The sequence below is a fragment of the Allobrachymonas chironomi DSM 19884 genome (genome assembly GCF_000374625.1).
Taxonomy (GTDB): Bacteria; Pseudomonadota; Gammaproteobacteria; order Burkholderiales; family Burkholderiaceae_C; genus Brachymonas; species Brachymonas chironomi.
The window spans coordinates 1-11,181 of record NZ_KB894786.1 but is presented as its reverse complement, the minus strand read 5'-3'; the positions used below and the strand labels follow the sequence as shown (position 1 = coordinate 11,181).

At 61.5% G+C, this 11,181-nt stretch carries 11 protein-coding genes and 2 pseudogenes; 2 read left to right on the top strand and 11 right to left on the bottom strand.

The genetic code is table 11. The annotated features are described in order from the left end of the window. The 8 genes from C513_RS0111955 to C513_RS0111920 all read right to left on the bottom strand — a co-directional run. The coding region (locus tag C513_RS0111955; protein WP_018716236.1) for a transposase at positions 1-221 on the bottom strand (221 nt) is incomplete at its 3' end. Positions 222-299: 78 nt separating this feature from the next. Further along, the gene (copD, locus tag C513_RS0111950) at positions 300-1,226 is read right to left on the bottom strand and encodes a copper homeostasis membrane protein CopD (RefSeq protein WP_018716235.1); all 927 of its coding nucleotides are present in this window, start codon (positions 1,224-1,226) and stop codon (positions 300-302) included. 4 nt (positions 1,227-1,230) lie between these two features. Then, positions 1,231-1,617 carry a copper homeostasis periplasmic binding protein CopC gene (gene copC / locus C513_RS0111945; protein ID WP_018716234.1) on the bottom strand — a complete coding sequence of 129 codons (387 nt, stop codon included), beginning with the start codon at positions 1,615-1,617 and terminating at the stop codon, positions 1,231-1,233. A 140-nt stretch (positions 1,618-1,757) separates the two neighbouring features. Then, positions 1,758-4,238, bottom strand: coding sequence for a heavy metal translocating P-type ATPase (locus C513_RS0111940; RefSeq protein ID WP_076342751.1), 2,481 nt, complete (start codon positions 4,236-4,238; stop codon positions 1,758-1,760). A gap of 113 nt (positions 4,239-4,351) precedes the next feature. After that, positions 4,352-4,624: a DUF2933 domain-containing protein gene (locus C513_RS0111935; protein ID WP_018716232.1), complete on the bottom strand. Its 273-nt coding sequence runs from the start codon at positions 4,622-4,624 to the stop codon at positions 4,352-4,354. A 33-nt stretch (positions 4,625-4,657) separates the two neighbouring features. Next, positions 4,658-5,137, bottom strand: a complete 480-nt coding sequence (locus tag C513_RS0111930; protein WP_033395097.1) for a DUF411 domain-containing protein — start codon at positions 5,135-5,137, stop codon at positions 4,658-4,660. 43 nt (positions 5,138-5,180) lie between these two features. Then, positions 5,181-6,161 (bottom strand): copper resistance protein B, encoded by a 981-nt coding sequence (locus C513_RS0111925; protein WP_211215747.1) that lies wholly within the window; start codon positions 6,159-6,161, stop codon positions 5,181-5,183. A 25-nt stretch (positions 6,162-6,186) separates the two neighbouring features. After that, positions 6,187-8,106: a copper resistance system multicopper oxidase gene (locus C513_RS0111920; protein WP_026320810.1), complete on the bottom strand. Its 1,920-nt coding sequence runs from the start codon at positions 8,104-8,106 to the stop codon at positions 6,187-6,189. 255 nt (positions 8,107-8,361) lie between these two features. On the opposite strand from C513_RS0111920, the gene C513_RS0111915 reads away from it, so the two are divergent. After that, a complete protein-coding gene (locus tag C513_RS0111915) occupies positions 8,362-9,054 on the top strand; it encodes a heavy metal response regulator transcription factor (protein WP_026320809.1) in 693 nt (230 codons plus the stop codon). Next, positions 9,038-10,459, top strand: a complete 1,422-nt coding sequence (locus C513_RS0111910) for a heavy metal sensor histidine kinase (RefSeq protein WP_425386776.1) — start codon at positions 9,038-9,040, stop codon at positions 10,457-10,459. Before C513_RS0111915 ends, C513_RS0111910 begins: the two co-directional genes overlap by 17 nt. Positions 10,460-10,535: 76 nt before the next feature. Here C513_RS0111910 and C513_RS14705 read toward each other — a convergent pair. The 3 genes and pseudogenes from C513_RS14705 to C513_RS0111905 all read right to left on the bottom strand — a co-directional run. After that, positions 10,536-10,622: pseudogene (locus C513_RS14705) on the bottom strand (hypothetical protein); the annotation flags it as partial. After that, positions 10,616-10,735, bottom strand: a pseudogene (locus C513_RS14360) (IS481 family transposase); the annotation flags it as partial. The pseudogenes C513_RS14705 and C513_RS14360, both read right to left, overlap by 7 nt. A gap of 23 nt (positions 10,736-10,758) precedes the next feature. Then, positions 10,759-11,181, bottom strand: a 423-nt coding sequence (locus C513_RS0111905; RefSeq protein WP_018716226.1) for an IS3 family transposase, incomplete at its 5' end; no start/stop codon positions are given.

Below are 11,181 nucleotides of genomic sequence, written 5' to 3'. Positions count from 1 at the left end.
GCTAGATCGGCATACATGCGCTTGAGCCTGGCGTTTTCTTCCTGCAACTCACGCAGTTGGGCCAGGTGCGGTACGGTCATGCCCGAATACTGGTTTTTCCACTTGTAGTAGGTCGGCTCGCTGATGCCGTGCTTGCGGCAGGTCTCGCCGACCTTGGCTCCCAGCTCCACCTCCTTGAGGATGGCGACAATCTGGCTTTCACTGAATCTGCTTTTCTTCATGTAGGAACTCCTTCATACCATGGAATTCTCTACCACCGACTGGCACAGGTTTTCGAGGAGGCTACAACCAGTCAAAGATTAGGTGCCGTTGGGAGAAAGGATGCCAAGCCGCGCAACGCTCGCCAGAACCAGAACGGCTAACGTCGCCTCCGTGAACAGACTCTGCCGTAGCTTGACGACCGCTTGTGCGTGGTTGCCTGTTCTCAGTGCCGCCTCCAGACTTGGGCTCAGTCGAAACCGATTGGCTGCCGCCAGCGCGAGCATTCCTCCGAACAACAGGAGTTTTCCTACAAGCAGGCGGCCATAGAGCGTTGAGAAGAGCGGATCAAGTGATGGCCCAGCGATCAACAGGTAGTTCAGGGCTCCAGTCACCACGAGTGCCGCCACGATCACCGTACCTATCCGGGCGAAACCATTGGATGTTCGGCTCAGGATCTCTACTGAGCCTTGCCCGGTATTTGGTTTGTTGGCCGCAAGCACCAAGAACGCGATCAATGCGCCTACCCAGGCACCGGCCGCCCAGAGGTGCGTGATGTCCGAAGCGAGATGAATGTATCCGCGCACGCCGTCATCCATGGCGCCATGTCCCGCCCATGCAAGGGTCGCCAACGCCACACCGCTGGAAGCGGCCATCGCTGCAAAACGCAGTGTTGACTTCATGCGCAACACGGCGACGAGCACGCACACCAACAGAGCCAGGATGCGAATGCACCAGGCGATGCCCATGTGCGTGCCCGTAATGAGCATGTCGAAAACGTGCGTTGACAGTTCCGCGTAGCTTTGGGCGCCGGACATGGCCTTGGCCATGACCGTCATGCCCCACATCGACAGGGCAATGCCGATGGCAGCGGATGCGCCAATGAGTACGCGATAGCGGCGCGAGATCGTCGAGGATCGCTCGTCGTTGCCCAAAGCATAGAGACCGAACATGGCGACGCCAAACGCCGCCGCTAGGTCCAGATAAAGCGCCAGGCGCAGGACGATGGTCAACCAATCCCCGGCCATGGGCTTACTTCACCTTGAAGGTGAAGTTACCCGTGATCGGATGCGTGTCCGAGGAGACGGCACGCCATTCGACGCGATAGTCGCCCGGCTGGAGCGCTTGTGCCGGCGTGATGACCATGGTCTTGCCGTCGCCGGCACCCGCGACGCTGGCGTTGATCTTCATCGGGCCATGGCTCGCCATTCCCGGCATGCCCGTCATGACAAGGCTCGCGGCGGAGAACTGCGGCACCAGCGTTTCGGAGAACTTCAGCTCAATGGTGGCTGGCGCGGAAACCTGCGACTTGTCGGCCGGCGTCGAAGATACCAGCGAAGGATGCGCGAATGCGGCGGTGGCGAACAGGCCAGCAGCGATCGGCGCGACGAGCTTGGCGATGAAATGTGAACGGGTCATAGAGGTTCCTACCTTGATGTGTGAGGGTGGTTTAAGAACGAAATGCCGAGATAAGGCTTGCGCCTTCGCAACGGCGTGGAACGAAAGAAACGGCTCGCTGGTCGATAGCAGGCTCCTGTTGGCTCTGAAAGATGTCTTGGTCACAGTCGGGTCGCTCTCAGCCGCAAGGCGTTGCCTACGACCGATGCCGAACTCAGGCTCATCGCCAATGCTGCGATCAGGGGCGACAGCAACCAGCCCGTGAGGGGATAGAGAACCCCAGCGGCGACGGGGATGCCCAGCGCGTTGTAGAAGAAGGCGAACATGAGGTTCTCCTTCATGTTGCGCACGGTACTCACCGAGAGCGAGCGAGCGACAGCGATGCCACGCAGATCGCCTTTGACCAGCGTGACCTGCGCGCTGTTCATCGCCACGTCGGTTCCGGTTCCCATGGCGATGCCCACGTCTGCCTTCGCCAAGGCCGGCGCATCGTTGATGCCGTCTCCGGCCATGGCGACGATGCGGCCCTCTCTCTGCAAACGCTCTATCAACATGAGCTTGTCCGCCGGCTTGACTTCACCATGCACCTCGTCGATGCCCAGGCGTGCACCGACGGCTTTGGCGGTGGTCTGCCCGTCCCCGGTGGCCATGATGACCCGCAGGCCCGCAGCCTTCAACGCGGCCAGGGCCTCGGGGGTGCTGCCCTTGACCGGATCGGATACGGCGAGCAAGCCCGCGAGCTGCCCGTCCACAGCCAGATACATGACACTGGCCCCTTCGCCGCGCAGAGCTTCTGCCTGGGGTATGAGCTGCTCAACCGACACGCCAGACTGCTCCATCAGCACCGTATTGCCCAACGCCAGTTGCCGGTGCTCAACTTTCCCGCGCACGCCGATGCCCGTTCCCGATTCAAAGGTCTGAGGCTTCACGAGTTGGAGGCCCTGGGCACGCGCGGCCTGCACGATGGCGTCGGCCAGGGGGTGTTCACTGCCCTGGTCCAGGCTGGCCGCAAGACGCAGCACCTCATCGTTCGTAAAGCCGGGCGCTGCGACGACCTGATCGAAAGCAGGTCGGCCTTCGGTCAGGGTTCCTGTCTTGTCGATGACGAGGGTATCGACCTTGCGAAGATTCTCGATCGCCGCGGCATCGCGGAACAGCACCCCCTGCGTGGCGCCACGGCCCGTTGCGACCATGATCGACATCGGCGTGGCCAGACCCAGCGCGCACGGGCAGGCGATGATCAGGACGGCCACCGCATTGATGAGTCCATAGACCCAGGTGGGCTGCGGCCCGAAGAATCCCCAGACAAAGAGCGTCGTGACCGCAATGGCGACGACGGCCATCACGAAGTAGCCGGCAACGACATCGGCCATGCGTTGCATCGGCGCCTTGGAACGCTGCGCCTGGGCGACCATCTGCACGATCTGCGACAGAACGGTGTCCGAGCCGATCCGCTCCGAACGCATGACCAGCGCGCCACTGGTGTTGAGTGTGGCCCCGATGACCTTGTCGCCCACGCGCTTGCTGACGGGCAGCGGTTCGCCAGTCAGCATGGACTCGTCAATCGAGCTGCTGCCCTCGTGCACGATGCCATCCACCGGCACCTTCTCGCCGGGTCGGATGCGCAGCAGGTCGCCGACGTGCACATGGCTGAGCGGCACGTCTTCCTCGCTGCCGTCCGCATTGATGCGCCGTGCGGTCTTGGGCGCCAGCCCCAGCAGCGACTTGATGGCCGCCGAAGTCTGGGAGCGGGCTTTGAGTTCCAGCACCTGGCCGAGCAGGGTCAGCGAGATGATGACGGCGGCGGCCTCGAAATACACGCCGACCCGTCCCATGGACATGAAGGATGCCGGAAACACTTCTGGCGCAACGGTTGCCACGACGCTGTAGATGAATGCCGCACCTGTTCCCAGGCCGATCAGCGTCCACATGTTCGGGCTGCGGTTGACCACGGACAGCCAGCCGCGGGAGAAGAAGGGCCAGCCGGCCCACAGCACGATCGGCAACGACAGCACCAACTCGACCCAGCTCTGCGTGGCCATGTCCATCAGGTGCAGCCGCTCACCCAGCATCGCCAGCGCCAGAACCACGAGCGTCAACGGCAAGGTCCACCAGAAGCGATGCGAGAAGTCACGCAGCTCCGGGTTGTCGTCATCGAGGTCGGGCAGCAGAGGCTCCAGCGTCATCCCGCACTTGGGGCAGGTTCCCGGATGATCTTGGCGGATCTCCGGGTGCATCGGGCAGGTGTAGATCGTTCCGGGTGCGGCTGGCGTTGGCGCCTGGGCCGGTGGCACCACCGTGCTGGCGTGGTGATGCGGGGCATGGCCGCTGCCGGTGCTTGTGCCCGCGCCTCCGCCCACGAATCGCGCCGGATCGGCGTCGAATTTGCCCTTGCATCCGGTGCTGCAAAACAAGTACGTGTTCCCCAAGTGCGTGGAGCGGTGCTCCGACGCTGCCGTGACTGTCATGCCACACACCGGATCGCGCGTCGCGGCATCGGGCTGCGAGTGGCTTGAGGACCCGCCCGCGTCGTCACTGCCAGCATGGCTGGCGTGATGGTGGTGCGTGTGCGGGTCGGACGTTGTGGCACCCGCCGCCATGCCCGCGTGCTCATGTCCTGAAGACTTGCTGGATGAATTCATAGTGACAAGTGCCCTTCGCCGTTAACCGTTGGTGTCTGGTGATCGCAGCAGGCCGCAGGCGCGCAAGGAGACAAGCGCGGCGTCGCGTTCTCGCCCTGTGCGAGTGCCTCGACTCATTGCTTCTGCTCCTTGGAGGCTGCGGCACCTTCCTCCCTCTGACGCGCGGCATGATCGTGTCCGCCGTGGCCGTGACCACGGTGCATGAACAGGTGCATCAGCGGACAAGCCGCCAGCAGCAGGAAGGGGAGATAGCCGGCAACATGTGCCGTGTGCTCCTTGAGCAGGAAATACGCGGCGACAGCGGCGATGATGAGGAACGCCACGCCGTAGCGCGATCGCCAGAACCGGGGCCGATCGCTGGGGGTCTGTGTGTGCTGATGCTGCATGGCATATCTCCACGGAGAAGGGTTGATGGATGGTCAGCGATGCGACTGATAGACCGTGCTACTACCGTTTTTCCCGATCAGCAGCACGTCGTAGGCGTCCTTGCGTCCACCATAGGCCGGACCATCCATGCCGGGCGAACCGACCGGCATGCCCGGCGCCGCGAGGCCGATGGCCTGTGGGGCTTCACGCAGCAAGCGTTGAATGTCCGAGGCAGGCACATGACCCTCGATGGCATAGCCGCCGATCTGCGCCGTGTGGCACGAACCGTACTTTTGCGGGATGCCCAGCCGTGTGCGCGCTGCCGTGTTCCCGGTGTCAAGAACCTGCACATCGAAGCCTGCGCCTTGCAGATGTGAGACCCAGTCCTTGCAGCATCCGCAACTCGGGTCCTTCCACACCTTGGCGATCGGTCGGCTCTGCGCCAGGCTTGGCCCTGCGAGTGCCATCACCAACAAGCCAGCGATCAATGCTTGCCGTCTCGGCACCTTGCCCTGGTTTCTGTCGTTGTGCATGTTCGTGGATTGCCTCTCATCAGTTGCTCAAACCCGGAAAGTCCTAGAACCAGAATCGCACGCCAGCGACCCAGCGCGTCTGCTGCGTGCGGCCGCCTTCGGCGCGCACATAGTCCGCTGTGCGTCCGAAGCTGCCCGCCCGTTCCACGCCGATGTAAGGGGCGAACTGGCGACTGAATTCATAGCGCAGGCGCAAGCCAGCAGACGCTTCGGCCAGGCCCTTGCCGATACCGCGTTCCGGGTCGTCCTTGCCATAGAACTGCAATTCGGCACGAGGCTCCAGAATCAGTCGCTGGGTCAGCAGCAGCTCGTAGCTTCCTTCGACACGCAGCGCAGTACGTCCGCCACTTCCCACGTAGCCTGTCGCCTCCAGCTCGAACCAGTAGGGGGCGAGGCCCTGGATGCCGAAAGCCAACCATTGACGGCTGGGGCCTTCTCCGTTATCCACCCGAACGCCGAGCTGGGTGTCCCAGTACGGTGCGACGGCGTGCCCCCAGAGAAGCTCGGTACGCGATTCTTCGAGCTTTCCTTTGGCGATATCGCCTTCGGCCTTCACGACGGCCTTGTTGTAGGTCGTCCCATACCAAGCCTGGAGGTCGTAGGCCGTGGAATCGTCCCCTTTGCGCGTGAAGCGGCGTTCCAGGGTTTCGCCGCGCAACGAGAAGAACCTGTGTTCGTCGGCCAGCATCAGCCGCGGCACACCGGGTACGGCGTAGTCGCCCGATCCCAATGTCAGGCCATTGGAGTAGCCATGCGGATCGCGGGCGTCAGGAGGCGCCGACCCGCCCTGCATCTGCATGTTGCCGTGATCCATGGCCGGGGCCGCGGTCGAGCCGCTCGCCGACGTCGCGTGACCCGCGTGCGGGTCGGCGGCAGGAGCCACGGTCTGAGTGGATGGCGCGGCCGTTTGAGCGTCGGCCTGGCCGTGCGCTGCATGGTCGTTCTGTGCTTGTGCCTGGGCGGCGACGCTTACCAGGGCCAGAAGCGTCGTGGCCAGTGCGCGAGTGGGGAGTGCTTTGGACATTCTTGGTCTTCCTTGTGCGCTGGGTTCAAGACACCACGACTTCGCGGAACATGCCGGCATCCATGTGGAACATCAGGTGGCAGTGCCACGCCCAGCGGCCGAGCGCGTCGGCTGTCACCAGGAAGCTGATGCGTTGTGCCGGCTGCACCGGCAGGGTGTGGCGGCGCGCAAGGAAGCGACCGTCGGGGCTTTCCAGCTCGCTCCACATGCCGTGCAGGTGCATGGGATGGGTCATCATGGTGTCGTTGTGCAGAATGACCCGCAGCCGCTCGCCGTGTTTGAAGTGCACCGGCGTGGACTTTCCGAACTCCAGCCCGTCCAGGGACCATGCGTAGCGTTCCATGTTGCCCGTGAGGTGCAGTTCGACCTCCCGGCCAGGGCCTCTCTTGTCCAGCGGCCCCGACGGGGTATGCAGATCCGCGAGGGTCAACACGCGCCGACCGTTGTTGCGCAGTCCGATGCCGGGGTCATCGAGGTTGGTGCGCGCCATGTCAACGCGCATGTCCGTGCTGGCACCATACTCGGTGCGAGCGTGGCGAGCAGTAGTGCTGGGCACGGCCAGTCCCCCCGCCGCCGCGGCGTGTTGGCTGTGATCCATCGCCATGCCACCGTGGTTCATGGCGCCGTGATTCATGCCAGCCATCGCCCCATGATCCATCCCGGACATCGAACCCGAGCCCATCCCGGTCATCCCGGTCATCCCGGTCATGCCCGTCATGCCCGTCATGCCCGTCATGCCCGTCATCTCCATGGCTTGGCCGGACCCGCCGTGGTCCATGCCCCCCATCATGCTGGCCATCATGTCGTTCATGGTCAGCCATTCGACCGGATCGAGGGCAGGCACGGGAGCTTGAAGACCTTCACGCACAGCCAGCGTGGCCCGCGCGTAGCCTGTCCGGTCCATCGCCTGGGCGAAGATCGTGTAAGCGTCATCCCGTGGCTGGACGATCACATCGACGGTTTCGCCCGGACCGAATCGGAACTCATCGACCGTCACCGGCTCCACGTCAACACCATCGACGTGCACCACCGTGAGTTTCAGTCCGGGAATGCGTACGTCGTAGAAGGTGTTGCCCGCACCGTTGACCATGCGCAGCCGCACGCGCTCACCCGGTCGGAACAGCGCCGTCCAATTGCCGGCGGGGGTGACGCCGTTGGCCAGATAGGTCAGCGTGGCGGCAGACAGATCGGCGAGATCCGTCGGATTCATCCGCATCTCGTTCCACATCTTGCGCTTGTCGATCGCAGCGGCCATGCCGTCGCGCGAGGCGTCCCGGAAGAAGTCGAAGACGGTAGGTTGGTTGTAGTTGTAGTAGTCGCTTTGGGACTTGAGCTTGGTGAACACCCGCATCGGGTCTTCGTCGGTCCAATCCGAGAACAGCAGCACGTGGTCACGGTCGGCGCGGATGGTCTCGGCACCAGCGGGGTCGATGATGATCGCCCCGTACATGCCCGTGAGTTCCTGGAAGCCGGAGTGCGAGTGGTACCAGTAGGAGCCGCTTTGCTGAACCTTGAAGCGGTACGTGAAGGTCTCGCCGGGAGCGATGCCATTGAAGCTGATGCCCGGCACGCCATCCATCTGATACGGCAGGATGATCCCGTGCCAGTGGATGGATGTGGCTTCACGCAGCTTGTTGGTCACACGGATTGTGACGGTGTCACCCTCACGCCAACGCAATGTCGGTGCCGGCAGCGAGCCGTTGATGGTCGTAGCCACGCCTGGCTTGCCCGTGAAGTTCACGGGCGATTCGGCGATCACCAAGTCGAACTCGGTGCCCTTCAGCACAGGGGCGGCACCGCGCGTCGCGGAGCCTTGTTGGGCAAATGCCCTGAGCGCCGGGGTGGACAGCCCGGCCAGGACGCCGCCAGCGGCCAGCCCCTGAACAAAACGCCGACGAGACAGGCCCAGTGGGGGCGCGATTACAAAGGGCGAACGAGGCGGCATGGCCTGAAATCCTCCATAGATAACTTGAAAGTCGTCTTTAGAGCCGCCTTTGGTCTTGGGCGGCACGGTTCGACGCATGGAGGTCATGCTATGGAGTGACCACTTTCGGATGAATGACCCTTGGATTACATTCATGTAATGGTCGCGTCATGTTCGTGGCAGGAAGCGACTATTACATTGCCCCTAAGAAGAAAATGAATGGGGCATCGTGGGCGGCAAAATTCCTTACGCCGCAGCGATTTCATGGGGCATGCGATGAAGCTGTTGGTCGTTGAAGACGAGAACAAGACGGCGGATTACGTCCGCCAAGGTCTCATGGAGGCAGGGTTCGTCGTGGATCTGGCGCGTAACGGATTGGACGGACACCACTTGGCCATGAGCGAGACCTACGATTTGGTGGTCTTGGATGTCATGCTGCCGGATGTCGATGGCTGGCGCATCGTGCGTTCGCTGCGAGATGCTGGCAAACAAGTCCCTGTGCTATTTCTAACCGCACGTGGCAGCGTAGATGACCGCGTCAAGGGGTTGGAACTGGGGGCAGACGACTATCTCGTCAAGCCGTTCGCGTTCTCGGAATTGCTGGCGCGGGTGCGGACGCTGCTGCGACGCGGAAGCGCTCCGAGCCAGCCTGATCGCATCCAAGTTGCCGATTTGGTGCTGGACTTGCCGCGCCGACGTGCAACGCGCGCTGGTCAGCGCATCAATCTCACCAGCAAGGAGTTCGCGTTGCTCGAACTGCTGGCACGCCGACAGGGTGAAGTTCTGCCGCGTGCGTTGATTGCGTCTCAGGTATGGGACATGAATTTCGACAGCGACAGCAACGTTATTGATGTGGCCATCCGTCGTCTGCGCGCAAAGATCGACGATGCGTTCAATCCAAAGCTCATCCACACTGTCCGCGGCATGGGATACACGCTCGATGCGCCTGATGATGACCTCGCGCCATAAGCCACGGCGAAGCCGTCCCGCGTCGCTTGCATTGAGGGTCACGGCCCTGGTTGGCATTGCCACGACCTTGGTATTTCTTGCGTTCAACTGGGTTGTCGTTAGATCCTTGGAGCACCACTTTGCCCAACAGGACGCCCATGAACTTGACGCAGTGGTCACGGCCTTGGCAGAGCCGTTGCGACAGATCGCTAATGACATGGACAAAGATGAGTTGCGGCAGCATTTAGCCAATGCAGTGGCAGGACATCATGGGATGACCTATGGCGTCTATGATCGGTCGGGCAATACCATCTATGCCACGCCGGGTCCTGACCTGTCGAAACTTGCCAGCGGCAAAAAATTGGTCAACCGCATCACCGCCGACGATTTGACGGTGTGGCAAGAGAATCAGAGGTCTTATCGAGGTGTGGCGCTACAACTGCCTGCCGACAATTCGGCGGCACCTGGCTACCGCATCGTTGCCGCCATGGACATCGGCTTTCATCTCGATTTCTTGGCAGAGTTCAAGCGCATGCTCTGGTGGGCGACCTGCCTTGTTCTCTGCATTGCGCTCGGGGTGGCTTGGCTGGCCGTGCAATGGGGCCACCTTCCAATCCGCAAGGTCAACGAGGAGATTCGCACGATCCGATCTTCAAAGCTGAATGTGAGACTTGATCCTCTTGACGTACCTATAGAACTGGCTGAACTTGTGGTCGCCTTCAACGACATGTTGGCCAGAATCGAGGAAGGGTTTGTCCGCCTGTCGCACTTTTCCGCCGACATTGCGCATGAGTTGCGTACACCCGTTACCAACCTGATTACGCAGTCCCATGTGGCGCTCGGGCAACCCCGCAGTGCAGAGGAATATCGGGAGATCCTCTACTCCAACTTGGAGGAGTTTGATCGCATGAGTCGCATGATCGGCGACATGTTGTTTCTAGCTCAAACGGAAAATGACCCTCGAAATCTCCGTCTCGGCGAAATCGACTTGGCTGAGTTGATCCGGGGTTTGTTTGACTACTTCGAGGCATTAGCCGAAGACCGCAGCATCACCCTTTACGCAAAGGGTGCTGCCGAACCAATACGGGCGGATCGTGAGATGTTGCTGCGTGCGCTCAACAATCTTCTTTCCAACGCAATCCGTCATACTCCCTATGGGTCGCGTATTACAGTCGCTTTGGCGCAAGATGAGCGATGGACAACGATAAGTGTCGAAAATCCGGGCGAGCGAATTTCGGAGGCTGATCTGCCGAAGTTATTCGATCGCTTTTTCCGAGTAGATCCTGCCCGCCAACGAAAGAACGCAGGTGCAGGGCTAGGGCTGGCCATCGTCAAATCAATTGCCGAAGCTCATGGTGGACATGTGCAGGCAACGTCCAACGATACAGCGACTAAATTTGATCTAACGCTGCCTCGCATCGCTTAGGTTGGCCTCCCGCCATTGCGGGAGAATGCAGATCGTGGATGGGCGCAGTTTCGGCTCGTCGGAAGCAGGTTGCTCGTCAGATGATGGACATGCCTTTCTGCCGTCCAATCTCCCATGACACGCCACCGCCGCGTACAGTGGCAGCAAGTTGCTGACCTAGCTGTCGTTTCCCAATAGGTTGTTCCCCTCGAAGCCAAGGCGAGTAGCGGGAGGCCTGTGCTCAACAGCGGAGTGAGGTCGATGGAAGTTGTAATGATGCATCCAGGGCGCCAGTTCGTCAGTGAATCGACCCGGATCTACTAGACACTCGCGAGCCGCTGGTAGTGACGTTTTTCGAATTCCATCGGGGATACCGCCCCGCATGTATTGTGGCGTCGTTTGGGGTTGTAGAACATCTCGATGTAGTTGAAGACATCGGCCCGCGCATCCTGCCGGGTGGAATAGATCTGGCGACGAATCCGCTCGCGCTTGAGCAGTTGAAAGAAGCTCTCCGCCACCGCGTTATCGTGGCAGTTGCCGCGCCGACTCATGCTGCTGACCAGATTGTGCGCGCGCAGCAACTTCTGCCAATCCTGCCCCGTGAACTGACACCCCTGATCGGAATGCACCAGAACCGACTCCTTGGGCTGCCTGCGCCAGATGGCCATCAGCAGCGCGCTCAAAGCCAGATCGCTATCGATGCGACTGCCCATGGACCAGCCAATAACCTGCCTGGAGAATAG

Bases quoted from the DNA above. Each gene is read 5' to 3' on its own strand.
- copD (WP_018716235.1), bottom strand. From the start codon at position 1,226: ATGGCCGGGGATTGGTTGACCATCGTCCTGCGCCTGGCGCTTTATCTG.
- copC (WP_018716234.1), bottom strand. From the start codon at position 1,617: ATGACCCGTTCACATTTCATCGCCAAGCTCGTCGCGCCGATCGCTGCT.
- C513_RS0111940 (WP_076342751.1), bottom strand. From the start codon at position 4,238: ATGAATTCATCCAGCAAGTCTTCAGGACATGAGCACGCGGGCATGGCG.
- C513_RS0111935 (WP_018716232.1), bottom strand. From the start codon at position 4,624: ATGCAGCATCAGCACACACAGACCCCCAGCGATCGGCCCCGGTTCTGG.
- C513_RS0111930 (WP_033395097.1), bottom strand. From the start codon at position 5,137: ATGCACAACGACAGAAACCAGGGCAAGGTGCCGAGACGGCAAGCATTG.
- C513_RS0111925 (WP_211215747.1), bottom strand. From the start codon at position 6,161: ATGTCCAAAGCACTCCCCACTCGCGCACTGGCCACGACGCTTCTGGCC.
- C513_RS0111920 (WP_026320810.1), bottom strand. From the start codon at position 8,106: ATGCCGCCTCGTTCGCCCTTTGTAATCGCGCCCCCACTGGGCCTGTCT.
- C513_RS0111915 (WP_026320809.1), top strand. From the start codon at position 8,362: ATGAAGCTGTTGGTCGTTGAAGACGAGAACAAGACGGCGGATTACGTC.
- C513_RS0111910 (WP_425386776.1), top strand. From the start codon at position 9,038: ATGACCTCGCGCCATAAGCCACGGCGAAGCCGTCCCGCGTCGCTTGCA.